This window comes from Mycobacteroides salmoniphilum (genome assembly GCF_004924335.1).
GTDB classification, from domain to species: Bacteria; Actinomycetota; Actinomycetes; order Mycobacteriales; family Mycobacteriaceae; genus Mycobacterium; species Mycobacterium salmoniphilum.
In genome coordinates, this window is the sequence record NZ_CP024633.1 from 2,555,118 (window position 1) to 2,581,075 (window position 25,958).

Consider the following 25,958-nt stretch of genomic DNA (forward strand, 5'->3'; position numbering starts at 1 on the left):
TACAGTTCTGCGGTTCACATCCGGGCGATGCCGCCCGCTCACCGAGGGAAACGTCATGCACTGGTACACCGGCGACACCGTTTACGACACCGTGCTGACGGCAGCCCTCGGCTTCGCGGCATTCGTGATCATCGGCGGCCTCTTCGCCCAGAGTTCGTACGGGCGCTTCTCGACGACAAAACTCGGGCTCAATCTGAATCCGAAGCTCGGTTGGTGGCTGATGGAGATTCCGGCGACCGCGGTGTTTCTCGTCTGCTACCTGACCGGACCTGCCCGCTTCGAGCCGACGTCACTGGTTCTTGCCGGGATATGGATGCTGCACTACGCCAACCGCGGCTGGTACTTCCCTTTGGCCATCCGCCAGGTACCCGGCAAGCGCAGCACGTTCAACGTCTCGGTTGTCGTCATGGGCATGCTCGTGACGTCGATGCATGGGTACCTCAACGGAACGCTCTTCAGCCACGACTTCTTCGGGCAATACGACAGCACTTGGCTGCGGGACCCACGATTCCTGGCGGGCCTGGCAATCTACCTGTGTGGATTCGCGCTGCTGCTCAGCTCCGAGTCGATCGTGCGGAACCTGCGTGACAAGAAGAACCCCGGCGGTACCGAATACCGCATCCCCTTCGGCGCTGGGTTCCGATGTGTCACCAGCCCCGCGTACCTGGGCGAGCTGATCGCCTGGTCCGGGTTCGCCCTCCTCACCTGGGCGCTGCCCGGCGTCGCCATCCTGCTGATCACCGCCGGCAATCTGATCCCCCGCGCGCTGGCCACCCACCGCTGGTATCAGGAGAAGTTCACCGATTACCCGACCGACCGGAAAGCCCTGATTCCCTACCTGATCTGAGTACCGGTACGACAAAAACGCCGAGTGTGAGCGGTTCTGCTCACACTCGGCGTTCTTTGTCGAAAGCTAGATGGCGGCTTTGAGCGCGTCGACCCGGTCGGTCCGCTCCCACGGCAGGTCGACATCCGTGCGCCCGAAGTGGCCGTACGCGGCGGTCTGCGCGTAGATCGGCCGCAGCAGATCCAGATCACGGATGATCGCGCCCGGGCGCAGATCGAACACCTCGTTGATGGCCTTCTCGATCTTGACCTGGTCGATCGTGTTCGTGCCGAAGGTGTCGATGAACAGGCCCACCGGAGCGGCCTTGCCGATCGCGTAAGCGACCTGTACCTCGACCCGGTCCGCGAGCCCGGCGGCCACCACGTTCTTGGCCACCCAGCGCATTGCGTACGCGGCGGAACGGTCCACCTTTGACGGATCCTTGCCGGAGAACGCGCCGCCGCCGTGGCGGGCCCAGCCGCCGTAGGTGTCGACGATGATCTTGCGGCCGGTCAGGCCGGCGTCACCCATCGGGCCACCGAGCACGAACTTGCCCGTCGGGTTCACCAACAGCCGGTAGTCGGAAATGTCCAGCGATTCCTGGTCGAGCTCGTCCAGGACCGTGTTGACGACCTTCTCGCGGATATCCGGGGTCAGCAGGTTGTCCAGATCGATATCGGCGGCGTGCTGTGTGGAGAGCACAACCGTGTCGAGCCGCACGGCCTTGTAGCCGTCGTATTCGATGGTGACCTGGGTCTTGCCGTCAGGACGCAGGTACGGCAGCAGCCCTTCCTTGCGAACCTCGGTCAGCCGACGCGCGAGGCGGTGCGCCAGCGCGATGGGCAGCGGCATCAGCTCGGGGGTGTCGTTGATGGCGTAGCCGAACATCAGACCCTGGTCGCCGGCGCCCTGGGCATCCAGCGGGTCGGCAGCACCCTCGACACGGGCCTCGTGGGCAGTGTCGACACCCTGGGCGATATCGGGCGACTGGGCGCCGATGGCGATGTTCACACCGCAGGAGTGCCCGTCGAAGCCCTTGGACGACGAGTCGTAGCCGATCTCCAGAACGCGATCACGCACGATCTTGGGGATGTCGGCGTACGCGGAGGTGGTGACTTCACCGGCGACGTGGACCTGACCGGTGGTCACCAACGTCTCCACCGCGACCCGGGACTTGGGGTCCTGGGCGAGCAGCGCGTCGAGGATCGAGTCGCTGATGGCATCACAAATCTTGTCCGGATGCCCCTCGGTCACCGATTCACTGGTGAAAAGCCGTCCCGCTGAGCTCACAGCGCAGCCCCTTTCAGATCGTTACGTGTCCTAATCATTATGGCCGACGACGTGAGATCGGGGCCATGCCCGGTTGTCAGCTTCACTGACAAAGCCCGGCGACGGCATCCACAATACGGCTTGCCATCAGAACTTTGGTGCCGTGCTCCAGGACAACTTCGGTGACCTCGCCGCCGCTTTGGACGGACAGCAGCCAACCATCGTTGCTATCCACTTCGAACGCTCGTCCTTCACCAACGGCGTTGACTACCAACAGATCACAGCCCTTGCGCTTCAGCTTGGCGCGCGCGTGATAGAGCACATCGCCGTTGGCATCACCGGTTTCGGCGGCGAATCCGACAATGGCCCGCATCTTGGGCAGCTGCCCGTCGGTGCGCGCCCGGACCACACCGGCGAGCACGTCAGCGTTGCGCAGCAATTCGATGGGCGCATCGACGGGATTCTCACCGTCGGCACCGTGGCTCTTTTTGATCTTGCTGGTCGCAACGTGGGCGGGCCGGAAATCGGCCACAGCGGCAGCCATGATCAGCGCCTCGGCCGCGGGAGCGTGTTTGGTCACCGCGTCCTGCAGTTGTGCGGCGGAGCTGATGTGCACCACGTCGACACCGGCAGGATCCGGCAGCCCGACGGTATGCGCCGCGATGAGCGTGACCTCGGCGCCGCGTTGTGCGGCGACCCGGGCTATCGCGTATCCCTGCTTACCGGAACTACGGTTCCCGATGAAGCGCACGGGATCCAGAGGCTCACGGGTGCCGCCGGCGGTGACCAGGACGCGCACACCGGCCAGATCGTGCGGCAGTGCGTCGGCCCGCGCCAGCAGCAGCTGAGCCAGGGTGGTGATTTCCTCGGCCTCGGGAAGGCGACCGGGACCGGTGTCGGCTCCGGTGAGCCGTCCGGACGCGGGCTCTAGGACAACCGCGCCACGCTCACGCAGTGTCGACACGTTGTGCTGGGTGGCGGCGTGCAGCCACATCTCCGTGTGCATCGCCGGAGCGAAGAGCACCGGACAACGCGCGGTCAGCAGGGTCGCGGTCAGCAGATCGTCGGCGCGACCCGTAGCCGCGCGGGCCAGGAGATCCGCGGTGGCAGGCGCGACCACCACGAGGTCGGCATCCTGCCCCAGCCGCACATGCGGGACCTCCGGAACGTCGTCGAACACGCCGGTTCTGGCCGGCTCGCCCGAGAGCGCCTCAAAGGTTGCGGCACCCACGAACTGCAGGGCCGACTCGGTGGGAATGACGCGGACGCTGTGTCCGGCCTCCGCGAGCTGGCGTACCACGGTGCAGGCCTTGTAGGCGGCAATTCCCCCGCCCACTCCGACGATGATCCGCTTACGGTCGGCCATGACCGGCGTCCTGGCTTCTACTCGCCTTCGGTGTGCTCAAGCAGGTCGCCGTGGATCTCGCGCAGCGCGATCGACAGCGGCTTCTCCTGCAGACCCGGCTCGACCAGCGGCCCCACGTACTCGAGGATGCCGTCGCCCAGCTGGTTGTAGTAGTCGTTGATCTGGCGGGCCCGCTTGGCTGCGTAGATCACGAGCGCGTACTTGCTCGAGGCCCGCGCCAGCAGCTCGTCGATCGGTGGGTTGGTGATACCCAGCGGCGTGTCGAGAGCGGCGTCGTAGCTGTCGGTGCCCGGTTCGACGATGACGTCGGTCTGGGAGGTGCTCACTAAGAAATCTCCTGGATAGGTAGATGGCGCTGAGTATGGCTGGCGCAGTGTTCGCAGTGTCTGTTGATGCGCTGCCGGTTAACGTCCGACCAATAACGATACCAACTGTGCGCAGGCATTTTCCAACTGGTCATTGACGACGATGACATCAAAGTCACTTTGAGCCGCCATTTCGACCTCGGCGGTTTGCAATCGCCGGGCGATCACGGCCTCCGATTCGGTGCCTCGGCCGGTAAGCCGCTGCACCAGCGCGTCCCAGCTCGGCGGGGACAGGAAGACCGTCAGCGCCTGCGGAAGTGCGGCCTTGATGGCGCGGGCCCCGGCCAGATCGACCTCGATGAGGGTCGGACGACCGGCCTCCATCGCCTCGCGGACAGGCGCGGCAGGAGTCCCCGAACGCTGCAATCCGCCATGGATATCGGCCCATTCCAGCAGCGCACCGGTGTCAATCAGCCGCTGGAACTCCTCGGCGGTGACGAAGTGATAGTCGACGCCGTCCACTTCACCGGGCCTCGGGGCCCTGGTAGTGGCGGAGACGCTGAAGAAGAGGCCCTGTACGTCATCGCGTAGGCGACGCACGACGGTGGACTTACCGACGGCTGAGGGGCCGGATAGGACTACTACCCGGCCCCTCATCGAAGCTGTCATCTGGAGAAGATCAGGAAAAGTCGAACCGCTCCAACAACGCCTTGCGCTGACGGTCACCAAGACCACGCAAACGGCGGGTCGGGGCGATCTCCAGTTCGGTCATGATCTCCTGCGCCTTGACCTTGCCGACCTTGGGCAGGGCTTCCAGCAGTGCGGAAACCTTCATCTTGCCCAGGACCTCATCGGTCTCGGCGTCCTTGAGCACCTGCTTGAGATTGGTGCCGCCTTTCTTGAGCTTCTCCTTGAGCTCGGCCCGGGCGCGGCGGGCGGCAGCCGCCTTCGCCAACGCGGCGGCACGCTGCTCGTCAGTCAACTGTGGAAGGGCCACGATTCCTCCGTCTCATACGAAACTCGTCGGTTTTTCTGATCGGCTGGAAAACAACCAGCCAGCGACAGCGACCGTACCCACGCCAACCGACATATGTGAACCCCACCCCCCTCTTCTCGGTGAAAATCGCCTGCTAGAGGGGCCGCGGGCGATCCTGCCGAGCAACCATCGCGTCCACCCGTTCCCACCCGGCATTTCTGCAGGTCGCGATTGAATAGCATTGTTGTGCAATGAGTTTCACACAGAGTTGACAACACCGCCGAATCTTGTACCTGAACCGGAGACAAGCAAACCGTGAGTGCCATGAGGGCAAACTGAAAATCTTGTGTGAATCGCGTGTTGCGCGTGTCGCGACCCATCAACGTCCAGTTGATAGAGACGCAGGTGAAGACGCCGACGACCAGGCGCCCCGTGAAGTTGCTTAGCAAGGCACAGCAGTTGCTGGGTAGGGTGCGCCATATGGGTGACTTCACGCACCCATCACGTGAGCGTGATCGGGTATTGGATGCCGTGAGGCTCGTGTCACTGGCCACCGTCGTGGCCTACCACGTCCTCGCGGGTAGCCCCACCCTCGTCAAGGGCAAACCAGCTATGTCTGCGAATTACCACGTTCACTGGCTATTTTGGCTGATCCCGCTGATGCCGCTGTTCTTCTTCGCGGGTGCCGCAGCAAATCTTCATTCCTGGGAGTCCGGTAAGTCGTGGGGTCAATTTCTGATGAGCCGAACGACGCGGCTCTTCCGTCCGGTGTTCTACTTCCTCGCATTCGTCGCGCTGGTGACCACCTTGCTGCGCGTCACCATGGGCAACTCCAGACAACTCCTGTATCTGGAGATGCGTCATATCGAGCTGCTCTGGTACGTCGGGGCCTATCTGCTGACGCTGGCGTTCATGCCCTGGCTGGCCCGCATCCGCACGGGACGCCGACTCGGCTGGTTCATCGCGGCAATGTGCCTGTTCACGGCCCTGATCGACACCATCAGCGTCATCACAGACACCTGGGTGATGACCGGCTGGATCAACATGATCTTCGTGTGGCTTGTCCCCGCCGCGTTGGGCATCGCGTACCAGCGCGCGCTCATCCCCCGCCGGGTGGCGTTGGCAGCCGCGGCTGTCGCCCTGGGCGCCACCGCGGCACTGGCCATCTTGGGGCCCTATCCCACGGGGCTGATCGCCAACATGCCGCCGACCTTGCTTCTCGCGACGAGCGCGATAGCGGAGTGTCTGGTGGTGATCGCGCTCGCACCGACCATCAATCGCCGGCTACAGGGGGCGCGCACCTGGAGATTCCTCGAGCTGTGCAACAGCGGCAGCATGACGATCTACCTGTGGCACTGGGTGGTCACGTTCCTGTTGTCCTACGGGGTCTACCTGGCCCTTCACATCGGGTTGGTGAGCCCGCGCGATGCCTGGTACTGGCCGGGAAACGTGCTGCGACTGGCCATCGTGTGCGCCATCGTGGCCGTCTTCTTCGTGCCCCTGCGGGCCACAGAACGCCGCACGCTGCCGTGGTGGGACCGCCCCATCCCGCCGATGGGCAAGGGGCGCGATATCGCGGTCGGCGTCCTCGTGCTGATCGGCGCGATACTGACGCTCGTCTATACCCGGATCTATGTCATCAACCCCGGCTGGGGCGGGTTCACACCCATCGGACGATGGGTCGTTGTCGCCTCACTGATACCACTGGCCGCTGCGCGCGTTCTCTGCCGAAAGCCGTTGCCCGGCAGAGTGAATAAATCAGAGGATGAGCTTCCGCTTGTTCACTCCGTAAGCAGGTAGGCGACGCTGTCACGCAGCCTCGACACGGCCGCACGCAGCGCCGCGACGTCAGGGCCCTCACGCAGCACCTCGCGCGAAACCGCCGGCAGCAGCAGCGATCCCGGAGCCCCACCCAAGCCGCGCAGATCCTCGGGCCTACCCCCCTGGGCGCCGAGCCCCGGGACAAGCACGGGGCCGCCGATCGACGACAAATCCGGTGGATCGGTGACGGTTACCCCGACCACCACACCCACAGATCCCGGACCGGCCTCCTGCGCGTTCAACGCGGCTACCTGGTCCACCATCGCCTGCGCGACGGTCACTTCCGCAGTGCGAGCCCGCTGCACTGGAGGTGCTTCCGGATTGGAGGTCGCGGCGAGGACGAAGACGCCACGATCACGTTCACGCGCCAGGTTCAACAACGGAGATAACGACCCGAAGCCCAGGTACGGCGAGGCGGTGACAGCATCGGAACTCAACGGCGAATCACCCAGCCAAGCCTGCGCATATGCCGCCATGGTCGATCCGATGTCTCCGCGCTTGGCGTCAGCCAGCAGCAATACCCCAGCGTCACGCAGTCCCTCGATGACCCGTTCGAGTACCGAATACCCTGCGGCACCATAGGTTTCAAAGAACGCCACCTGCGGTTTGACGATCGCCACGTCGCCGAAGGCCTCCACGCAAATATCGCTGAACCTGGCCAGGCCCGACGCATCGGCATCCAGCCCCCAGGCGCGCAGCAGCTCCGGATGCGGGTCGATGCCCACGCACAATGGGCCGCGGGATGTGGTGGCGGCCTGCAGCCGTGCGCCGAACGTCACCGCAAGCCCGCGTGGAGTTCCTGCAGCGAGCGCACGCCGATATCGCCACGGATACCCGCCTCGATCCCCTGCACCGCGGCCGAAGCGCCCTGCACCGTGGTGATGCACGGGATGTTCATCGACACCGCGGCCGATCGGATCTCGTAACCGTCGACGCGAGGGCCCGAGTTCCCGTACGGGGTGTTGATCACCATCGCGACCTTGCCGGACTTGATGACGTCCACCGCCGACTGCGCCGGACGCCCCTCCCCCGCGCTCTCATAGTGCTTGCGCACCTCTTCGCATGGTATTCCATTGCGGCGCAGCATCTCTGCCGTACCTTCGGTCGCCAGCACCTTGAATCCGAGATCCGCCAGCCGCTTCACCGGGAACACCAGGGACCGCTTGTCGCGGTTGGCCACCGAGACGAAGATCGTGCCCTCCTTGGGCAGCGAACCGTATGCGGCGGTCTGGCTCTTGGCGAAGGCGCTGCCGAAATCGGCGTCGATACCCATGACCTCGCCGGTGGACTTCATTTCGGGTCCCAGCAGCGAATCCACTTGGCTGCCGTCGGCCTTGCGGAATCGGTGGAACGGCAGCACGGCTTCCTTGACCGCGACGGGAGCACCGGGTGGCATGGTCGCGCCGTCGCCGTCGGTAGGCAACAATCCCTCCTCGCGCAGACCGGCGATGGTGGCGCCCAGCATGATCCGCGCGCACGCCTTAGCCAGCGGCACCGCCGTCGCCTTGGAGACGAACGGCACCGTACGGCTCGCACGCGGGTTCGCTTCCAGGACGTACAGCACGTCATCCTTGAGCGCGTACTGCACATTGAGCAGGCCGACCACACCGATTCCGTGTGCGATGGCCTCGGTGGCGGTGCGCACCTTTTCGATATCGCTGCGGCCCAGGGTAACCGGCGGCAGCGCACACGCCGAGTCACCGGAGTGAATGCCGGCCTCCTCGATATGTTCCATGACGCCGCCGAGGTAGACCTCGGTGCCATCGCACAACGCATCGACGTCGATCTCGATGGCGTCCTCGAGGAAGCGGTCCACCAGCACCGGGTGTTCGGGCGAGAGCTGGGTGGCGCGAGTGATGTAACCGTGCAGGGTGTCCTCGTCGTAGACGATCTCCATACCCCGTCCGCCCAGCACGTAGGACGGGCGCACCAGCACCGGGTAGCCGATGTCGGCCGCGATCTTTCTGGCCTGCTCGAACGTCGTCGCGGTGCCGAACCGTGGCGCCGGCAGACCAGCCGCCACCAGCAGGTCCCCAAACACGCCCCGGTCCTCGGCGCGGTCGATGGCCGCCGGGCTGGTGCCCACCACGGGTACTCCAGCATCGGCCAAACGCTTGGCCAGCCCCAGCGGGGTCTGTCCGCCGAGCTGCACGATAACACCGACGACACCCGGTCCACCCCGACCGGATTCGCTTTCCGCGTGGTAGACCTCGAGCACGTCCTCGAAGGTCAGCGGTTCGAAGTACAGGCGGTCTGCGGTGTCATAGTCGGTGGACACCGTCTCCGGGTTGCAGTTGACCATGATGGTCTCAAACCCGGCCTGCGACAACGTGGTTGCCGCGTGCACGCAGCTGTAGTCGAATTCGATGCCCTGACCAATGCGGTTGGGGCCCGAGCCCAGGATGAGCACCTTGGGCCGCTCGGTCTGCGGGGCCACTTCCGATTCCGCCGCCGGATCCAACTCGTAGCTCGAATAGTGATACGGGGTCCTGGCCTCGAACTCGGCGGCGCAGGTGTCTACGGTCTTGTACACCGGCCGGATACCCATCCGGTGCCGCAACGACCGCACTCCGTCCTCCCCCGCAAGTTCCGGTCGCAGCGCGGCGATCTGACGATCCGAGAGCCCGTAGTGCTTGGCGCGGCGCAGCAGTTCCTCGTCGAGGATCGGCGCATCGCGCAGCGCGGCACCGAGTTGGTGAATCTGCGCGATTTCTTCGACGAACCACGGATCGACGCCGGTGATCTCGGCCACCTGCTCGACGGAGACACCGGCGGCCAACGCGTGTTCGATCCCGTAGAGGCGCCCGTCACGTGGCACCCGCAGCTCCTGCAGGAACGTGTCCAGATCTTCGATGGGACCCACATTGTCGGTCCAGAAGCCCGCCGCGGAGGTCTCCAGGGAACGCATGACCTTCCCGAGTGCCTCGGCGAAGTTCCGCCCCAGAGACATCGCCTCACCCACCGATTTCATGGTGGTGGTCAATGTCGCGTCGGCGCCGGGGAACTTCTCGAATGCAAACCGGGGTGCCTTCACCACGACATAGTCCAGAGTCGGCTCGAAACAGGCCGGGGTCTCCTTGGTGATGTCGTTGACGATCTCGTCGAGCGTGTACCCGATCGCGAGCTTGGCCGCGATCTTGGCGATCGGGAATCCGGTTGCCTTGGAGGCCAACGCACTTGAGCGCGATACACGCGGATTCATTTCGATGACGATGAGGCGACCGTCGCGTGGGTTGATGGCGAACTGGATGTTGCAGCCGCCGGTGTCGACACCGACCTCGCGCAGGATCGCGATACCGAGGTCGCGCATCTTCTGATACTCGCGGTCGGTCAGCGTCATCGCGGGAGCGACCGTCACCGAGTCTCCGGTGTGCACACCCATCGGATCTACGTTCTCGATCGAGCACACCACCACCACGTTGTCGCGGCTGTCGCGCATCAGCTCGAGCTCGAATTCCTTCCAGCCGTAGATGGATTCTTCGATCAGCACATTCGCCGAAGGCGACGCCGCAAGTCCCTCGCCCGCCATCCGCTCAACATCCTCAGGCGTGTACGCCATGCCGGAGCCCAGGCCGCCCATGGTGAACGACGGGCGAACCACCACCGGCAGTCCCAGGTCCGAGACGGTGTCGCGGACCTCGTCCATGGTGAAACAGACGCGGGACTTCGCGGACTCGCCACCAACCTTGGCGACGATGTCCTTGAACCGCTGCCGGTCCTCACCGCGCTGGATGGCCTCGAAGTTCGCGCCGATGAGCTCCACGCCGTGCCGGTCCAGTGCACCGTTCTCGTAGAGCGCAACCGCGGTGTTCAACGCGGTCTGACCGCCCAGCGTCGGCAGCAGGGCATCGATCTTGTTGCCCTGCTCTGCCTGTGCGGCGATGACTTTCTCGACAAACTCGGCGGTAATCGGCTCGACATAGGTGTGATCGGCGTACTCCGGGTCGGTCATGATCGTCGCCGGGTTCGAGTTGACGAGACTGACCTGCAGCCCCTCCGAACGCAGCACGCGGCACGCCTGGGTGCCCGAGTAGTCGAACTCGCAGGCCTGGCCGATCACGATGGGCCCGGAGCCAATGACCAGGATGTGGTTGAGATCTGCGCGACGTGGCATCAGCGGTTACCCCGATTCTCAAGTGCCGTAACGAACTGATCGAACAGGTACTCGGCGTCATGCGGTCCGGCCGCTGCCTCAGGGTGGTACTGCACCGAGAAGGCCGACCCGTCGAGTAGCCGGATACCCTCCACCACACCGTCATTGGCGCAGGTGTGACTGACCTCGGCCCGCCCAAACGGCGTGTCGAACTGCTCGCCCGCTTCACCTTCGAGGGCGAAGCCGTGGTTCTGCGCGGTGATCGCCACTCGACCGGTCGAGTGGTCGATGACCGGGATATTGATGCCGCGATGCCCGAAGGTCATCTTGTAGGTGGACCGACCCAGCGCCCGGCCCAGCAGCTGATTACCGAAGCAGATGCCGAACAGCGGGACTTTCTGCTCGAGCACCGCGCGCGTCACCGCCACCACATGGTCGGCGGTCGCCGGATCGCCCGGCCCGTTGGACAGGAACACACCGTCGGGTGCCAGCGCGAGCAGCTCCTCCGGACTGATGGACGAGGGCACCACCTGCACACGAATACCGCGTCGCGTGAAGTTGCGCGGGGTGTTGGTCTTGATGCCCAGGTCCAAAGCCGCGACAGTGAACCGATGGGCGCCATCAGGTTCCACGGTGTAGGTCTCATCGGTGCTTACTTCGCCGGCCAGATCCGCACCCAGCATCGCGGGTTGGCCATTGACGCGCGAGAGCAGGAAGTCGGTAGGCGCGTCGGCAACGGTTCCGCTGAAGATCCCCGCCTTCATCGACCCGCGGGTGCGCAGGTGACGGACGACGGCACGGGTGTCGATTCCGGCGATGCCGACGACGTGCTGCTCCTTGAGGGCATTGTCGAGAGAACCCGTGGCCCGCCAATTCGATACCCGGTTGGATGGATCTCGCACCGCGTACCCGGCAACCCAGATCTTGCCGCCGCGGCTCTCGTTGTCCTCGTCGTTCCACCCGGTGTTGCCGATCTGCGGCGCGGTCGCCACCACGATCTGCCGGTGATAGCTCGGATCGGTCAGGGTTTCCTGGTAACCCGACATAGCCGTGCAGAACACCGCCTCGCCGAGGGTTTCACCCACCGCACCGAACGGCTTACCGGTGAACACCCGCCCGTCTTCGAGAACGAGCACCGCCTTGTCACTCATGACGCCTGCTTCCATTCCTCGTATTCGCTTCGCGGTCGTGCCAAAAATCCGGTGTCGATCTCGACGCCCGAGGGCAGCCGCCACCGAATCGCGAGAATTCCGTCGTGGGTAAGTACCTTGCCCGCCAGCGCCTTTGCCGTGCGAATCTCGGTGATGACATCCGCGGGTATCCAGATGTCTGCGGTTCCGCTGCGCTCCAGCAGGACTCCACTGGTGTATCGAGTCAAGGTGGCGCTCGCCCGGTAGCCCAAGTCGCCCACCGCGATCCGATCTTGCCAGTCCGGTGCGATGGTACTGCCGACGTAGAGACCCTCCGCGGGTTCGATGACGATGTCGCCGCGCTCGGCGGGCACGACGGGCAGCTCGCCGACGGTATCGGCCTGGCGCTGTGCGCGTGCGCGCCAGCCGCGCCACATCAGTCGGAAGAGCAGCACCGACAAGGTGAGTGAAGCGCCCGCCATGATGAGCGCACCGACGAAGTCTCCGTGGTTCACAGCGCCACCTTGCCGTCCCGGGCAGTCACCCGGCCGCGCAGCAGCGTGGCAGTCACGGTGGCAGGCAACGTCATCGATTCGAAGGGGGTGTTGGCCGACTTACTGGCCAGCCCATCGCCGCTGACGGTCCAGGTTGCATCGGGGTCAACGATCGTGAGGTTCGCGGGCTCACCGACCGCCAGCGGACGCCCCTGGTCGGGCAGACCGACGATCTGCGCCGGACGCTCGCTCATCACCCTGGCGATATCGCGCCAGGTCAGCAATCCCGGTTTCACCATGGTCTCGACGACCACGGACAGCGCGGTCTGCAACCCCAGCATGCCGGGCCGCGCCGCGGCGAATTCGCAGCATTTCTCGTGATCGGCATGCGGCGCGTGATCGGTAGCCACACAGTCGATCACGCCGTCGGCGAGGGCCCGACGCAATGCTTCGGCGTCGCTTGACTCCCGCAACGGCGGGTTCACGCGGTACACACCGTCGTACGAGACAAGCAGGCTGTCATCGAGCAGCAGGTGATGCGGAGTCACCTCCGCGGTGATGGAAATCCCTTGCGCCTTTGCCCATGTGAGCAACTCAACGGTGCCCGCGGTCGATGCGTGACAGATATGCACTGGGGCGCCGGTATCGCGGGACAAAATCGCATCCCGCGCGACGATGGATTCCTCAGCGGCGCGGGGCCATCCGGTCAGGCCCAGCTTCGCCGCGTGGGCACCCTCGTGCGCCACGGAGCCGACGGTCAGCCGCGGTTCCTCGGCATGTTGGGCGATGAGCACACCCAGCCCCTTGGCGTACTCCAGCGCACGTCGCATCACCAGCGGATCGTGCACACACTTACCGTCATCGGAGAACATCCGCACCCGGCCCGCGCCACGCGCCATCATCGCCATCTCGGTGAGCTGCTTGCCCTCTAGCCCGACGGTGACGGCGCCCACCGGATGCACGTCGACAAGTCCCACCTGTTGGCCGCGCTGCCACACGTGATCGGTCACCACTGGGCTGTCCGCCACCGGGTTGGTGTTGGCCATCGCGAAGACGGCGGTATAGCCACCCAAAGCCGCCGCCGCCGAACCGGAGTCGATGGTCTCGGTGTCTTCACGGCCCGGCTCGCGCAGGTGCGTGTGCAAGTCGACGAAGCCGGGCAGCAGCACCTGACCGGGCGCTTCGATCGCCGTGTCGACCTCGGTCTCGATGCCCGGCCCAATACCGGCCTCGATGCGGGTGATCTGGCCGTCCTCGACGAGGACGTCTACCTGCTCACCCTCCCCGTACAGCAGTACGCCCTTGATCAAGACACTCATGCGGGCACCGCCTCATCGGAACCCACCAGGAGGTGGAACAGCACGGCCATACGGATATGCACTCCATTCGATACCTGTTGCAGAACAGCGGATTGCGAAGAATCAGCCACAGAGGACGCGATTTCCATACCGCGCAGCATGGGGCCGGGATGCAGCACCACCGCGTGTTCGGGAAGAAGCCGCTGTCGGGCCTCGGACAAGCCGTACAGCACCGAGTACTCGCGCGCCGATGGGAAGAAGCCGCCGGTCATACGTTCGGCCTGCACCCGCAGCATCAGAACCGCGTCCGCCCCGGGCAGCTCGGCATCCAGGTCATGGGTGACCGTCACCGGCCAGGTCTCAATACCCACGGGCAGCAGCGTGGGCGGTGCCACCAGCACCACTTCCGCACCGAATGTACTGAGCAACAAGGCATTCGACCGAGCAACTCGACTGTGCAGGATGTCCCCGACAATCACGATGCGACGCCCCTCGAGGCCGCCCAGCCGCTGGCGGATGGTGAGCGCATCGAGCAGCGCCTGGGTGGGGTGCTCGTGGGTACCGTCGCCTGCATTGATGACCGCCGGGCCGCCCTCACCTTCTGCGGTCCACTGGGCCAGCTGGGCGGCAACTCCCGAAGCCGGGTGGCGCACGATCAGCGCATCGGCACCGATCGCGCGCAAGGTCAAAGCGGTGTCGCGCAGCGACTCGCCCTTGGCCACTGACGAGCCCGATGCGCTGACGTTGATGACGTCCGCGCTCATCCACTTGCCCGCGACCTCAAAGGAAACTCTGGTCCGCGTGGAGTTCTCGTAGAACATCGTGATGATGGTGCGCCCGCGCAGGGTCGGCAGCTTCTTGACCTCGCGCCCCGCCAGGGCCTGCAAGAACCGGTCGGCGTCATCGAGGATGGCGGTGGCCTCGTCGCGGGTCAGGTCGGCCGCGGACAGCAGGTGCTTCACGAGGCCTCTCCCTGCCCGCTGTTGATCACCACGGAGTCGCGACCGTCATGCTCGGTCAGCAGCACTTTGACGTCTTCGGAGCGTGCGGTCGGCACGTTCTTACCCACGTAATCCGCGCGCAGCGGCAGCTCCCGATGCCCACGATCAACCAGCACCGCCAGCTGCACCGCGCGGGGTCGGCCCAGGTCGCGCAGCGCGTCGAGGGCCGAGCGCACGGTGCGTCCGGAGAACAACACGTCGTCTACCAGGACAACCAGCGCACCATCGACTCCGCCCTCGGGAATGGAGGTGCGTTCGAGCGGGCGGTGGGGTTTGTTACGCAGATCGTCACGGTAGAGCGTGATATCCAGGAATCCGGCCGGCACGTCGACACCGGAGAACTCGGTGATGTGTGCGGCCAATCGCTTGGCGAGCGTGGCGCCGCGGGTGGGAATCCCGACCAATACGACGCGAGGTGCGTCACCGGAATCGGAAAGCGCGGTCTTTTCGATGATTTGATGCGCGATACGCGAGATGGTCCTGCCGACATCTGCGGCGGACAACAGTTCGCGTCCCTCTGGTATTACGCCCACGCTTACGCGAGACCTCCTTCTCCGCCTCACTGGACGGATCGTTAAAGGATGTCACTTATCGCCAGGGAGCTTAGCATCCGGGCACCCGACAGCCACGACTGACAGGATGGAGTCATGTCCGAGTCTGACGGCACGTTTGATGCAGCTCTCGCTCCGATTCGCGCCGCGGTCAATGACCGCATTCTGGCCGGAGCGGTCACGCTGGTGTGGCAGGGCGGGCAGCTCAAGCACCTGGGCGCCGTGGGTTATCGCGATGTCGACGCCGGTCTGCAGATGGCCGACAACACCATTTTTCGCATCGCGTCCATGACAAAGCCGGTGATCAGTGCGGCCGCCATGACTCTTGTCGACGACGGCACGATCCGCCTGAACGACCCGATCACCACCTGGCTGCCGGAGTTCGCCCAGATGCGGGTGCTCACAGATCCGGACGGCCCGCTGGATGACACATTCCGGGCGCCGCGCACCATCACTGTCGAGGACCTGTTGACCCATCGCAGTGGGCTGACCTACGACTTCATCGCGACCGGACCGATAGCGAAGGCCTACCAGCCGCTGCACACCGCGGCATTCAGCGAGCCCGACGAGTGGATCGGGGCCATCGCCGCGCTGCCGTTGGTCTACCCGCCCGGTGAACGCTTCCATTACAGCCATTCCACCGATGTGCTCGGCCTACTCATCGCTCGTGCGGCGGGGCTACCGCTCAACGAGCTATTGCGTCAACGAATCCTGGATCCGTTGGGCATGTCCGATACCGATTTCTTCGTTCCCGAGCGCAAGGCGAGCCGATTGGCACGCCTGTACGGCCTCGGAGACGACGACCAGATCGTGGTGGCCGACCGCGGCTATCTCACCTCGATGCCGACGTCAGCACCGGCGCTGTGCCGCGGCGGCGGCGCTCTCGCGAGCACCGCGCACGACTACCTCACCTTCGCGCGGGCGCTCCTCGGCGGTGGACAGGCCGACGGAGTGCGCATCCTCTCCCCCGAATCGACCGCCGCGCTGCGCACCAACCGCCTCACCCCGGCTCAGCGGAAGCTGCCGTCCTTCGGCCTGCCGTACTGGACCGGACGCGGTTTCGGCCTTGGCCTGTCGGTCGTGCTCGATCCGAACGAGGCCGCATTGTTCGGTCCGGGCGGCGCCGGCACCTTCGGCTGGCCGGGGGCATTCGGCACCTGGTGGCACGCCGACCCGAAGGCCGACGCGATCCTGATGTTTCTGCCGCAGTGGCGCATGCCGGACCTGGACCCAAAGGCCGCCCTGGCGCGTACATCCACGCTGCGACTGCAGCTGCTCCATGTTCAGTTCGCGCAGGCGGTCTACGCCGCGCTGTAGCGACGAGGCCTCTGTAGGCATTCTTGAGCCCTCGACAACACCATGGAAGACAACGCAGTTCGACAGCCCACACCAACCCGATACCGAGGTTCACGATGACGATCCTGGCTCCTGAGACCAGCAGCGAACCCAGCGAATCGCTCGATCCGCGTGATCCGTTGCTGCGTCTGAACATGTTCTTCGATGACGGCACGGTGGAGTTGCTGCATGAGCGTGATCGCTCGGGTGTGCTGGCCGCCGCTGGCACGGTCAACGGAGTCAGGACCATCGCCTTTTGCACCGATGGCACCGTCATGGGCGGAGCCATGGGTATCGAGGGCTGCCGGCACATCGTGAACGCCTACGACACCGCCATCGAGGAGCAAAGCCCCATCGTGGGGATCTGGCACTCCGGCGGTGCCCGCCTGGCCGAAGGGGTCTCGGCCCTGCACGCGGTCGGGCTGGTCTTTGAGGCCATGATCCGGGCCTCCGGTTACATCCCGCAGATCTCGATCGTGGTCGGATTCGCCGCTGGCGGTGCCGCCTACGGCCCCGCCCTGACCGACGTCATCATCATGGCCCCCCAAAGCCGCGTGTTCGTCACCGGCCCGGACGTGGTGCGCAGCGTGACCGGCGAAGACGTCGACATGGCCACCCTGGGCGGCCCCGAAGCCCACCACAAAAAATCCGGGGTCTGCCACATCGTGGCCGACGACGAACTGGACTCCTACGCGCGCGGGCGCAAACTGATCGGCTTCTTTTGCCAGCAAGGCGTTTTCGATCGCGGCCGCGCCGAATCCGATCACACCGACCTACGCGCACTGCTGCCCGCATCAGCCAAACGCGCCTACGACGTACACCCCATCGTCAACGCCCTGCTGGACGCCGATGACCCGTTCGAAGAGTTCCAGGGCAAATGGGCCCCCTCCATGGTCATCGGCCTGGGCCGCCTGGCCGGACGCAGCGTCGGAGTCCTGGCCAACAACCCACTGCGCCTGGGCGGCTGCCTGAACTCCGAAAGCGCCGAAAAAGCAGCACGTTTCGTACGCCTATGCAACGCCTTCGGCATCCCCCTGATCGTGCTCGTGGACGTACCCGGCTACCTACCCGGCGTCGGCCAGGAATGGGGCGGAGTCGTGCGCCGCGGCGCCAAACTGCTGCACGCCTTCGGTGAAGCCACCGTGCCGCGCGTCACCCTGGTGACCCGCAAAATCTATGGCGGGGCCTACATCGCCATGAACTCACGCTCACTAGGGGCCACCAAAGTCTTCGCCTGGCCCGACGCCGAAGTCGCCGTCATGGGCGCCAAAGCCGCCGTCGGCATCCTGCACAAAAAACAACTCGCCGCCGCCCCCGCAGACGAACGCGAAGCCCTCCACGAAGAACTCGCCCTCGAACACGAACGCATCGCCGGCGGCGTGGACCGCGCCATCGAAATCGGCGTCGTCGACGAAGAAATCGAACCCTCACAAACCCGCGCCGTCCTCACCCGCGCACTCGCCGAAGCCCCCTCACGACGCGGCCGCCACAAAAACATCCCCCTGTGAGTCACCGTTCCCAACGGCCGGTCATGTGTCCGGCGGCATACTCAGTTGCGCCAGAAGCAATCTAAGCTGCCCACGCTCCTCGTCGGTCAGAGCGACCGTTACTCGATGTTCCGCGCACGTGACTTCTTGGCGTGCCATGTCAAGACGCTGTAACCCTTTCCGGGTGAGGGAGGCGGGCAGTGTCCGGCCCTGTTCGGCGGATATTGGCCGCGTGACGAGACCCTCGTCCTGAAGCTGTTGCAGCACATCGCACATCGCCTGTCTGCTCACGCGTGCCTTACGGGCAAGCTGAGAGTTGGACGATCCAGGGTCCGCGTGCAGAATCTGCATACAGATAAAGGCCGACAGGGACAGGCCGAGGGGTTCCAGCCCCGCAGTCGCGTGTCGCCGCAGGAGCGCCGTGGTGCGGGTGAGTAGATAACCGAGCGGCGCTCCCGGATCGCTGTTATCCGCCGATACCACGGGAGGACTTACTCATCACGATGCCAGGCGGGGCCCGATGGATCCAGACACGTTCTCCCGCTGAGCAAGTGCTTCCCGAACCAGCGTGATGCTTTCCGGCGCCGATGCTTGAATTGCTTGTGGCGCCGGCTTTTCCCGACGAGTCAGCCCGCTGAGTGCCCCCTTGCCCAATTCAATACGAATGTCCGCACGGTACTGGCGAAACGACTGGGCGCAAAGATCCCATCGCACCTGGCGAGTCAACTGCCGGACCAGCCGGTGTTTGAGATCCAGCGGCCCGGTGACGAGTGCGCCGTCAGCGTTCGACAACAGCGGATGCCGGGCTGTCACCACCGCGGCGCTGTCCAATGCCGCACCGAATTCCGCCTCGGCGGCCGCCATGTAGGGAGAATGGAAGGCCCCAGCCACCTGCAGCAATTTCACCTGGGTGTCGGCCGGCGGGTGGGCCCGCAGGTGATCCAGCTCGTCGAGTCGGCCTGCCGCCACCACTTGTCCTGGACCGTTCACATTCGCCACGAACAAGCCCAGCTCCTCCACCGCGCGGGTCACGTCGCACAGGCCACCACCGACCACTGCCGCCATACCTGTGGGTTCGTGGTCACAGGCACGGCGCATTGCCAGACCGCGAAGCCTGGCCAGCCGGACGGCATCGCGCGTAGTGATGGCACCGGCGGCCGCCGCAGCAGCCAGCTCCCCCACTGAATGGCCGGCGAAAATCATCCGGTCCGGCAGCCTCAGCTCGTCGCGAAGGCGCTCGAAAACCAGCAGCGAGGTAGCGACGATGAGCGGCTGAGCTATCGCGGTGTCGGTAATCTCGTCGTTCTCGGCCTCCGAACCATAGTGGCGCAGATCAAGATCAGCGGCTTCCGAGAATTCGTCGATCCGAGCCGACCCGGCAGCATCCAGCCAGGGCGTAATCATGCCTTTGCGTTGAGCACCTTGTCCCGGCATCACCATGGCAAACATGTTCATCCTCCTGTATCCGCTAGACCGAAGTGACGACATCGTCATAAGCGAGGCGAGGCAGCCTCGGGTGCCAGGCATCTGGCCCGGGCTTGCCGATATTCACCACGACCAGGGATTGGTGCACCCCGTCGGGGAAAAACTCTTGGTCAACGGCATCCGCATCGAATCCCGTCATCGGTCCCGCGGCCAGACCGGCGGCGCGGATACCCAGAATGATGTAGCCAACCTGGATCAACGCATTGGTTCTCGCCGACGCGGCACGCGCATCGGCGTCTGCGAAGTAGTCCTTGGCTTCGGGAAGATGCGGGAACTGAGTACGCAACTCATCGTGAAAATTCAAGTCGGCGGCCAAAATTGCCACCAAAGGGGCTGCGAGGGTCTTAGCCTGGTTGGCGCCAATCAAATGCATGGCCAGCCGCGACCGTGCTTCGCCGGAACGCACCAAGACAATGCGAAGCGGCTGCTGATTCATCGATGTCGGACCAAACTTGATCAGCTCGTAGATGGCCTGCATCTGCTCGTCGGAGACCGGCTCATCGGTGAAGGTATTGGCGGTGCGGGCCTCACGGAACAGCAGGTCCTGCGCGGCGGCAGGCAATGCCAGAATTCCCTGAGCCCCCAGCTCCGCTTCAGGTGCTGTTTTCCCTTGCAGCAGTGGGGAATCACTGTCATATCTCACGTGCCGCGACTTTGTCTGTAGCTCGCCCTCGACGCGCACAAGCACATCGTGAACGACACAGCTCGGGTTGGCCTCGGCGGGCTTACCTGGCCTGGTCTTTATCACCAGGCAGTACACGGTTGAACGAATCTCGTCGGTATCGATGTATTCGAGGTCGATCATGGAGAAGTAGTGCCGCTTCTGTACCGGGTCGTGCTTACCCATCTCACGAAAGTCGTATAGATCGTTGATGATTCCGGCTCTCGTGACGCTGGCAGGCAGGGCGGTGGTGTGGTCGAAAATCGCATCCTCGGTAAAGGTGGCCGCATAGCCTTCGATGTCCTGCCCGTCGAGTCGCTGCATCTGCCTGGAGTAGAACTGCTGCACCTCGGTGTAGAGGCTCGTGCTGATGTCAACGGTCGTCACGGTCGGCTCCTTAGTCTTATCCACCTGGCCTGGCACCTTCGGTGTCGCCAGTTTCCCTAGCGAGGCTCGAATATCGGTCAAGGGCACTACACCCGGGCTTGACCGGAGCTATAGCGGTGCCGTGCATAGTCGCTGTCATGACTTCGACAACGACTCGTAAAGTTGCTCTCATCACCGGCGCGACCAGCGGCATGGGTTTGACGATCGCGCAGCATTTGGCGAAACAGGATTTCGCGGTGTTCCTCTGTGCCCGTAGCGAGGAGTCGCTCAGCCAGACCATCAAACAACTAGAGACCGACGGCTATGAGGCCGACGGCGTGACCTGTGATGTCACCTCGCCCGAGCAGATACGCGCTTATGTCGCCGCCGCTGTGGATCGCTTTGGGCCGGTGGACATATTGGTCAACAACGCCGGGCGCAACGGCGGCGGCATTACCAAAGACATCACCGACGAACTGTGGTTCGACGTCATCAACACCAATCTCAACAGCGTTTTCCTGATGACCAAGGCGGCACTCACCACCGGTGGGATGCTCGACCAGGGCTGGGGCCGAATCATCAACATTGCCTCGACCGGCGGCAAGCAGGGTGTCCTGCACGGCGCACCGTACTCGGCGTCCAAGCATGGAATGGTCGGATTCACCAAGGCATTGGGGCTCGAATTGGCGAAGACCGGTGTGACGGTTAACGCCGTATGCCCGGGATTCGTCGAGACGCCGATGGCCGAACGGGTTCGTGAGACCTACGCCACCTTGTGGGGTGTTGACGCCGAGGAAGCCGGCAAGCGGGTCGCCGCTCGCGTACCCATCGGGCGATACGTGGACACCGAAGAGGTAGCGGCGATGGTCGACTACTTGATCAGTCCCGGCGCCAATGCGGTGACCGCTCAGGCCCTCAATGTCTGTGGCGGCCTGGGTAACTACTGAACCCGCCGCCAGGCAAGGATGCGCCGCTGCTGCTTTCCGCCCTCGTGGAGTGCACCGATCAACGTCAGCGTATCGCCATCGAAGTCGTACTGGCGTGTCTGCACGGTGCCGGCCCAGGCAGGGTTGGAGCACACCGAAATCTGGTGCAGCACTAGCGGTCCGTCAACACGCCAGTGCCCGGCGTATCCCATGAACGGGACCGCGCCGGGCACTGGTTGGCCGCGCATCATGCTGACCGACAACGCACCTTCAGCCCCGTAATAGAGCAGACCGATCGGCGATTGACCAAGCGGCCCCTCGCTGGTGGCACCGCTCTCGTCGAGATCGTAATAGGATTCCAGCCGCCACTGCCCCACAAAGTGATCGGGCCGCAAGGGCTCTCCCTCACCGCAGTGCATGAGTGGATCCGCTGCGGGCGTGCGCCGTAACCAGGTCATCAAGCACCGCGGCCAGTTCGTCAGGCTTGGTGATCATGGCATCATGGCCTGTTTCCAGTTCGCGCATTGGTTCCCCGGCCGGTGGATAAGAACGTGGCATCAACTGCTTACGCAGGGACGTCCATGCCTCACCGCCGCCGGAGCAATGAATGTGCGCCCTCGGGACACTCTGCCGCTGCGCCGGATTGCCCAGCCGCAGCACGTCGGTGAAGGTGCGTAAGGACTGCGGGCTCTGCATCGACCGCAGCCAGCTCAGATCGGGCTCGTCGGTCACCCCATAGCAGCCTTCCACCCCGGGAGGCATGCCAGCCACCGGCACACGCCAGCCGTCACCTTCGGCCTGCGCCGCATCCGCGAAGGCCTGCACGTTGACCGGGAGGATATCGGCGACAGCCTCGCCGTCGTGTGCGACGAACGTGTCCAGATACACCAGTAGGGCTATGCGGGAGGGGATCTGGTCGGCGACGGCCGTGATGACAATCCCCGCGTAGCTGTGCCCCACCAATACCACATCGGTCAGGTCCTCGTCCGCGATCAGCCCGGCGATATCACTCACGTGAGCGTCCAGCCCCACCTCCGGGCCCAGCTCAGCGGCCCTGTCGCCCAGCCCGGTCAGCGAGGGTGCATAGACCTCGTGGCCGGCTGCCTCGAGAATCGGGGTCAGCCGATCCCAGCACCACCCTCCATGAAATGCGCCGTGTACCAATACATATGTCGTCATATTTATGCCTCCATGGATTCTGACTGCGCCCCCACCAGCGGCGGGGGTACGGATTCGGGCCGCAGGCCTTGGCCTATGACCCGCGCGATAAGCCGGGGTAGCACGGGAAAAGCGCGGATCAGCCGTATCAGGAGCGGCCGCTCGGCGGGTGGACGGCCGGCGGTCGGATAGAGGTCGGCCAGCAGATGCAACTGGGCCCACTGCACTATCCGCACCGGATACTCACGCCGGCGTTGCACACGAGCCAGCTGAGCTATCGACGGCGTGGCGCCGGCAGCGAGCACCGGGCCCAGTAGGCGTGCCGCGGCAATGGCATCCTGCACGGCGAGATTGATACCGACACCGCCCGCCGGCGACATGGCATGTGCGGCATCACCGATCGCCAGCAGCCCGGGCCGGTACCAGTGCCGCAATCGGTCCACGCGTACATCGAGGAGATGAAAGCTGCTCCAGTCGCGCAGCTCCTCAGCCAGCCTGCCGGCGAATACCGGATAGATCCGTGCGATCGCGGCCCGCAGTGCGTCGATGCCATCACGACGCGTCTGGTCATAGCCCCCCTTGGGGATCATGTACGCGACTTGCCAATAGTGTTCACGGTTGAGGCAGACGATGAAGTACCCCTTGCCACTGCGCACCGCCGGAATCACATCTGCCGCTTCGCGGCTCACCCGGAACCACAACACATCCATCGGTGCCGTGGAGGCGGCAAGATCAAGTGAACCGGTGGTCCGCACCAGTGAACGCCGCCCGTCTGCGGCGATGACCAGTGTGGCGCGTATCTGCAGCACGCCGTCGGGACCGTTGGCCCGCACACCCACCACGCCCTCACCATCGTGGATCAGTTCGGTGGCCTGAACCTGTTGTAAAAGTTGAAATCCCGGGTATCGACGGGCGGCGGAGGCAATGAAGTTCAGTACATCCCATTGCGGCATGAACGCGAGATACCGGTATTTGCCGGGTAGAGCCCGGAAATCGGCGAAGAGAAGCTGACCGGAATCGGTTGCTATCGGCAGTGTTTCAGCCTTGGCATGGGGCAGATCGAGGAACTGGTTGATCAGTCCCAGCTCATCCATCGCCTGCAGAGTCGACGGGTGAACTGTGTCGCCGCGGAAGTCGCGGAGAAAGTCCGCATGCTTCTCCAGGACAGTGACATCCAGACCGAACCGGGCCAGCAGCAGACCGGCCATCAGCCCCGCCGGACCTCCGCCGATCACGCAGACATCGACGGCTACGCCAGGCATTCCGGCACCTGCCCGTCGTTGTAGCTGACCATGTCATCGAACGCCGCAATCACGTCAAGCGGTGCCCCGAGCTCACTGTCTGGTCGTGCCGCACCCTGTTCGGCATACGCGCGGTACAGGTTGCCCACCAGCCGTTCTGAGTCGATCAGCCCCGCGAACTCGCCCAGCTCGGCACGCCGTGCGGCCTCCAGGGGTCCAACGCCGTCGGCAGACCCCTCGGCGGCCAGATGTTGGATCCAGGTGAGATAGGCAATGGTCTGCTCGAACACCGCAGGCCCAGCCAGCGGGCCATGACCGCACACCACGGTTTCAGCACCCAATTGAGCCAGCTCACCGATGACGTGCAACGCCCCCTCGACCGAGCCCATCAGGTTGAAAGGGGTAGCACCCGAGAGCACGATGTCCCCGGCGAACAGGATCTTGTCCTGTGGAAGCCACACCACCGCGTCGTTCGTGGTGTGCGCTGGGCCGAGATGAATCAACTCTGCCGCTCGGTCCCCGATGTGCAAGTGGAGCCGATCGGTGAAGGTGACCGACGGCAACGTGACTCTGACATCACCCCATTCGACCTCGGGCCACAGTTGGGTGAGCGCCAGGCCTGCCTCATCCATCTCTATCCGAGCACGCTCATGGGCAATAATTGTCGCCTGCGGGCCAAACAGGTGATTGCCGAAGTGATGGTCGCCGTGGAAGTGGGTGTTGACCACGGTGCGGCGAGAGCCCGGAGCCAATCCGTCAACCGCCGCCACCAGCCGCCGATTACGGCTTTCCGTGGCCAGGGTGTCGATGACGACCGCACCGTCCGGGCTCACCACGATTCCCGAGTTACTAAGGCACCAGCCCCCGGGTAGCTGCAAATACGCATAGACACCGTCCGCGATCTCGGTGATCCGGTCGGTGCCCCGTGCCGCCAGCCCGGAGGTCAACTGAGGTTATCCGCGAGAGACTCTGCCCAGTAACCGGCGTGGGCGAGGGTGGCTTTGCTATTGGCCCCCAGTGCGTTTCGCAAGTATTGCTGTGCATCGCCGATACCCTGTCCGGCACCCAGCACCGGCGCTATTGCCGCCGGGTTGATGGCGACCATGTGCCGCGAAGTGGCGATGGCACCGTCCGGACCATCCGTGAACTCCCACACCCCACTGTGCCCCAGCAGGAGCGCGGGTGGCAGTTGCTGCTTGTACACAATCTTGTTCGGGCTGAAGCACAGCCGCACCGACCGGGTGGTGTGGCTGCTGCCGTCGCTGGTGACGGTATCCATTTCCATGTCCTGCACACCGTCTACGGTCTCCACCAGGTTGACTCGGCCAACGTGTGGCAGCCGTTTCGGCCACAGGTCACTGCGTTCGACGAATGTGTAGATATCAGCGGCGGTTCCCGGCAGCTGCACGGTGTCCTCGAACACCTGGATGATTTCCCCAGGCAGATAACCGCATTCGGCCACCATCCCCAAGGCGGCAAGTTCCTTTTCACTGTTGTTGTTGACTGCCGTGATGATGGAAGCCTGCGTGGCATCGTCTCCGGCCACAGTGAAGTGATGGTCCAGCACCACCTTGGTGCGCCCGCCGGGTAGGCCGGTAAAGCTCCAACTGCCGCCCATCGAGGTAATCGGAGCAGCACTACGCTCCTGGGCGAACTCGACGAGCTTGGCCTCCGGGTCAAAGCTCCTCCGCGAGACCCAATCCCGCACTGAGCCATTGACTGTTGCCCAAATGTGGAACCGCTCAGCGGTGTCACTGTGTTCGAGCAGGTCCACGTATACGGTCGGGCCGAAAATGACCGGCCACCGGGTCACGTCCGCCACCAGCGAATAGACCGCATCGGCGGGGGCCGCGATCTCTCGCGAGTGCGTCAGGATATGCGTCACCGGGGAAGTCATGCCACACCTGCCAGCTGAGAATTGATGACATCCAGCATCTGCTGCGGCGTGGTCAGGTCAGCCAAGTCCTCTTCGGCAATATGCACCCCGTACTCCCGTTGCAGCCGGGCTGCGGTTTCCATCAGGGCCAACGAGTCGTAACCGAGCTCTTCGAACTCAATCGTCGCACTCTCGGGACTGATCTCGGTGTCGTCCTCGCCACCGGCGCAAGCCACCAGGATCTTATGCAGCTGAGCAAGCGTAACTTCGGCCATTTCTCTTCTCCTTCTGTG

General features: G+C 64.4%; 26 protein-coding genes and 1 pseudogene. 5 read left to right on the forward strand and 22 right to left on the reverse strand.

Features of this window, described 5'->3' with window-relative positions; all coding sequences use genetic code 11:
• The first annotated feature begins 55 nt into the window (after positions 1-55).
• Complete coding sequence (locus tag DSM43276_RS12615; protein ID WP_078329811.1) at positions 56-847, forward strand: phosphatidylethanolamine N-methyltransferase family domain-containing protein; 792 nt, start codon at positions 56-58, stop codon at positions 845-847.
• Positions 848-913: 66 nt separating this feature from the next.
• Here DSM43276_RS12615 and metK read toward each other — a convergent pair whose 3' ends face one another.
• The 5 genes from metK to mihF all read right to left on the reverse strand — a co-directional run bounded on the left by metK (position 914) and on the right by mihF (position 4,763).
• A complete protein-coding gene (metK, locus tag DSM43276_RS12620) occupies positions 914-2,116 on the reverse strand; it encodes a methionine adenosyltransferase (RefSeq protein WP_078311878.1) in 1,203 nt (400 codons plus the stop codon).
• 82 nt (positions 2,117-2,198) lie between these two features.
• Positions 2,199-3,461, reverse strand: coding sequence for a bifunctional phosphopantothenoylcysteine decarboxylase/phosphopantothenate--cysteine ligase CoaBC (gene coaBC / locus DSM43276_RS12625; RefSeq protein ID WP_078329810.1), 1,263 nt, complete (start codon positions 3,459-3,461; stop codon positions 2,199-2,201).
• Between the two features lie 17 nt (positions 3,462-3,478).
• Positions 3,479-3,787 (reverse strand): DNA-directed RNA polymerase subunit omega, encoded by a 309-nt coding sequence (gene rpoZ, locus DSM43276_RS12630; protein WP_005057694.1) that lies wholly within the window; start codon positions 3,785-3,787, stop codon positions 3,479-3,481.
• 78 nt (positions 3,788-3,865) lie between these two features.
• Entirely contained in the window at positions 3,866-4,435 is a 570-nt protein-coding gene (gmk, locus tag DSM43276_RS12635) for a guanylate kinase (protein WP_078329809.1), read from the reverse strand.
• Positions 4,436-4,445: 10 nt separating this feature from the next.
• The gene (gene mihF, locus DSM43276_RS12640; protein ID WP_030093544.1) at positions 4,446-4,763 is read right to left on the reverse strand and encodes an integration host factor, actinobacterial type; all 318 of its coding nucleotides are present in this window, start codon (positions 4,761-4,763) and stop codon (positions 4,446-4,448) included.
• A 459-nt stretch (positions 4,764-5,222) separates the two neighbouring features.
• Here mihF and DSM43276_RS12645 point away from each other — a divergent pair, with 459 nt between their 5' ends.
• Entirely contained in the window at positions 5,223-6,542 is a 1,320-nt protein-coding gene (locus tag DSM43276_RS12645) for an acyltransferase family protein (protein ID WP_078329982.1), read from the forward strand.
• Here DSM43276_RS12645 and pyrF read toward each other — a convergent pair.
• From pyrF to pyrR, 7 genes are read right to left on the reverse strand one after another with little or no spacing between them, the layout of a single operon-like run.
• Positions 6,524-7,342, reverse strand: a complete 819-nt coding sequence (gene pyrF, locus DSM43276_RS12650; protein ID WP_078329808.1) for an orotidine-5'-phosphate decarboxylase — start codon at positions 7,340-7,342, stop codon at positions 6,524-6,526. The two genes, DSM43276_RS12645 and pyrF, sit on opposite strands and share 19 nt — an antisense overlap.
• Positions 7,339-10,677 (reverse strand): carbamoyl-phosphate synthase large subunit, encoded by a 3,339-nt coding sequence (gene carB / locus DSM43276_RS12655; protein WP_078329807.1) that lies wholly within the window; start codon positions 10,675-10,677, stop codon positions 7,339-7,341. The genes pyrF and carB overlap by 4 nt, the downstream gene beginning before the upstream one ends.
• The gene (gene carA, locus DSM43276_RS12660) at positions 10,677-11,822 is read right to left on the reverse strand and encodes a glutamine-hydrolyzing carbamoyl-phosphate synthase small subunit (RefSeq protein ID WP_412458667.1); all 1,146 of its coding nucleotides are present in this window, start codon (positions 11,820-11,822) and stop codon (positions 10,677-10,679) included. Before carA ends, carB begins: the two co-directional genes overlap by 1 nt.
• Positions 11,804-12,301, reverse strand: a complete 498-nt coding sequence (locus DSM43276_RS12665; protein WP_078329805.1) for a PH-like domain-containing protein — start codon at positions 12,299-12,301, stop codon at positions 11,804-11,806. Before DSM43276_RS12665 ends, carA begins: the two co-directional genes overlap by 19 nt.
• The gene (locus DSM43276_RS12670) at positions 12,298-13,599 is read right to left on the reverse strand and encodes a dihydroorotase (RefSeq protein ID WP_078329804.1); all 1,302 of its coding nucleotides are present in this window, start codon (positions 13,597-13,599) and stop codon (positions 12,298-12,300) included. Before DSM43276_RS12670 ends, DSM43276_RS12665 begins: the two co-directional genes overlap by 4 nt.
• Complete coding sequence (locus DSM43276_RS12675) at positions 13,596-14,540, reverse strand: aspartate carbamoyltransferase catalytic subunit (protein ID WP_078329803.1); 945 nt, start codon at positions 14,538-14,540, stop codon at positions 13,596-13,598. Before DSM43276_RS12675 ends, DSM43276_RS12670 begins: the two co-directional genes overlap by 4 nt.
• Positions 14,537-15,085, reverse strand: a complete 549-nt coding sequence (pyrR, locus tag DSM43276_RS12680; RefSeq protein ID WP_078329981.1) for a bifunctional pyr operon transcriptional regulator/uracil phosphoribosyltransferase PyrR — start codon at positions 15,083-15,085, stop codon at positions 14,537-14,539. The genes DSM43276_RS12675 and pyrR overlap by 4 nt, the downstream gene beginning before the upstream one ends.
• Before the next feature lie 141 nt (positions 15,086-15,226).
• On the opposite strand from pyrR, the gene DSM43276_RS12685 reads away from it, so the two are divergent.
• Positions 15,227-16,447: a serine hydrolase domain-containing protein gene (locus DSM43276_RS12685; RefSeq protein WP_078329802.1), complete on the forward strand. Its 1,221-nt coding sequence runs from the start codon at positions 15,227-15,229 to the stop codon at positions 16,445-16,447.
• Positions 16,448-16,542: 95 nt separating this feature from the next.
• A complete protein-coding gene (locus tag DSM43276_RS12690; RefSeq protein WP_136629060.1) occupies positions 16,543-17,973 on the forward strand; it encodes an acyl-CoA carboxylase subunit beta in 1,431 nt (476 codons plus the stop codon).
• 21 nt (positions 17,974-17,994) lie between these two features.
• On the opposite strand, the gene DSM43276_RS12695 is transcribed toward DSM43276_RS12690, so the two are convergent.
• From DSM43276_RS12695 to DSM43276_RS23830, 4 genes and pseudogenes are all read right to left on the reverse strand, one after another.
• A complete protein-coding gene (locus tag DSM43276_RS12695) occupies positions 17,995-18,435 on the reverse strand; it encodes a MarR family winged helix-turn-helix transcriptional regulator (RefSeq protein WP_078331081.1) in 441 nt (146 codons plus the stop codon).
• A gap of 15 nt (positions 18,436-18,450) precedes the next feature.
• On the reverse strand, positions 18,451-19,401 hold the full coding sequence (locus DSM43276_RS12700) for an ACP S-malonyltransferase (RefSeq protein WP_157896064.1): 951 nt from the start codon (positions 19,399-19,401) through the stop codon (positions 18,451-18,453).
• Positions 19,402-19,420: 19 nt separating this feature from the next.
• Positions 19,421-20,023: a malonic semialdehyde reductase gene (locus tag DSM43276_RS23825; protein ID WP_234803105.1), complete on the reverse strand. Its 603-nt coding sequence runs from the start codon at positions 20,021-20,023 to the stop codon at positions 19,421-19,423.
• A 69-nt stretch (positions 20,024-20,092) separates the two neighbouring features.
• Positions 20,093-20,572 (reverse strand): annotated as a pseudogene (locus DSM43276_RS23830) (nuclear transport factor 2 family protein); the annotation flags it as partial.
• 50 nt (positions 20,573-20,622) lie between these two features.
• Here DSM43276_RS23830 and DSM43276_RS12710 point away from each other — a divergent pair.
• On the forward strand, positions 20,623-21,411 hold the full coding sequence (locus tag DSM43276_RS12710) for an SDR family NAD(P)-dependent oxidoreductase (RefSeq protein WP_078331078.1): 789 nt from the start codon (positions 20,623-20,625) through the stop codon (positions 21,409-21,411).
• On the opposite strand, the gene DSM43276_RS12715 is transcribed toward DSM43276_RS12710, so the two are convergent.
• From DSM43276_RS12715 to DSM43276_RS12740, 6 genes are read right to left on the reverse strand one after another with little or no spacing between them, the layout of a single operon-like run.
• Positions 21,405-21,785 (reverse strand): lipocalin-like domain-containing protein, encoded by a 381-nt coding sequence (locus tag DSM43276_RS12715; RefSeq protein ID WP_211196724.1) that lies wholly within the window; start codon positions 21,783-21,785, stop codon positions 21,405-21,407. The genes DSM43276_RS12710 and DSM43276_RS12715 overlap by 7 nt on opposite strands.
• A 10-nt stretch (positions 21,786-21,795) precedes the next feature.
• Entirely contained in the window at positions 21,796-22,569 is a 774-nt protein-coding gene (locus tag DSM43276_RS12720) for an alpha/beta fold hydrolase (protein ID WP_078331076.1), read from the reverse strand.
• A gap of 2 nt (positions 22,570-22,571) precedes the next feature.
• The gene (locus DSM43276_RS12725) at positions 22,572-23,810 is read right to left on the reverse strand and encodes an FAD-dependent oxidoreductase (RefSeq protein WP_078331075.1); all 1,239 of its coding nucleotides are present in this window, start codon (positions 23,808-23,810) and stop codon (positions 22,572-22,574) included.
• On the reverse strand, positions 23,798-24,736 hold the full coding sequence (locus DSM43276_RS12730) for an MBL fold metallo-hydrolase (RefSeq protein WP_211196725.1): 939 nt from the start codon (positions 24,734-24,736) through the stop codon (positions 23,798-23,800). Before DSM43276_RS12730 ends, DSM43276_RS12725 begins: the two co-directional genes overlap by 13 nt.
• Positions 24,733-25,686 (reverse strand): aromatase/cyclase, encoded by a 954-nt coding sequence (locus DSM43276_RS12735; protein WP_078331074.1) that lies wholly within the window; start codon positions 25,684-25,686, stop codon positions 24,733-24,735. Before DSM43276_RS12735 ends, DSM43276_RS12730 begins: the two co-directional genes overlap by 4 nt.
• A complete protein-coding gene (locus DSM43276_RS12740) occupies positions 25,683-25,940 on the reverse strand; it encodes an acyl carrier protein (protein ID WP_078331073.1) in 258 nt (85 codons plus the stop codon). The genes DSM43276_RS12735 and DSM43276_RS12740 overlap by 4 nt, the downstream gene beginning before the upstream one ends.
• Between the last annotated feature and the right edge of the window lie 18 nt (positions 25,941-25,958).

Bases quoted from the DNA above. Each gene is read 5' to 3' on its own strand.
- carA (WP_412458667.1), bottom strand. From the start codon at position 11,822: ATGGAAGCAGGCGTCATGAGTGACAAGGCGGTGCTCGTTCTCGAAGAC.
- DSM43276_RS12740 (WP_078331073.1), bottom strand. From the start codon at position 25,940: ATGGCCGAAGTTACGCTTGCTCAGCTGCATAAGATCCTGGTGGCTTGC.
- DSM43276_RS12615 (WP_078329811.1), top strand. From the start codon at position 56: ATGCACTGGTACACCGGCGACACCGTTTACGACACCGTGCTGACGGCA.
- DSM43276_RS12670 (WP_078329804.1), bottom strand. From the start codon at position 13,599: ATGAGTGTCTTGATCAAGGGCGTACTGCTGTACGGGGAGGGTGAGCAG.
- coaBC (WP_078329810.1), bottom strand. From the start codon at position 3,461: ATGGCCGACCGTAAGCGGATCATCGTCGGAGTGGGCGGGGGAATTGCC.
- DSM43276_RS12700 (WP_157896064.1), bottom strand. From the start codon at position 19,401: ATGTTTGCCATGGTGATGCCGGGACAAGGTGCTCAACGCAAAGGCATG.
- DSM43276_RS12645 (WP_078329982.1), top strand. From the start codon at position 5,223: ATGGGTGACTTCACGCACCCATCACGTGAGCGTGATCGGGTATTGGAT.
- gmk (WP_078329809.1), bottom strand. From the start codon at position 4,435: ATGACAGCTTCGATGAGGGGCCGGGTAGTAGTCCTATCCGGCCCCTCA.
- DSM43276_RS12710 (WP_078331078.1), top strand. From the start codon at position 20,623: ATGACTTCGACAACGACTCGTAAAGTTGCTCTCATCACCGGCGCGACC.
- DSM43276_RS12725 (WP_078331075.1), bottom strand. From the start codon at position 23,810: ATGCCTGGCGTAGCCGTCGATGTCTGCGTGATCGGCGGAGGTCCGGCG.
- DSM43276_RS12735 (WP_078331074.1), bottom strand. From the start codon at position 25,686: ATGACTTCCCCGGTGACGCATATCCTGACGCACTCGCGAGAGATCGCG.
- carB (WP_078329807.1), bottom strand. From the start codon at position 10,677: ATGCCACGTCGCGCAGATCTCAACCACATCCTGGTCATTGGCTCCGGG.
- DSM43276_RS12720 (WP_078331076.1), bottom strand. From the start codon at position 22,569: ATGACGACATATGTATTGGTACACGGCGCATTTCATGGAGGGTGGTGC.
- DSM43276_RS12690 (WP_136629060.1), top strand. From the start codon at position 16,543: ATGACGATCCTGGCTCCTGAGACCAGCAGCGAACCCAGCGAATCGCTC.
- DSM43276_RS12685 (WP_078329802.1), top strand. From the start codon at position 15,227: ATGTCCGAGTCTGACGGCACGTTTGATGCAGCTCTCGCTCCGATTCGC.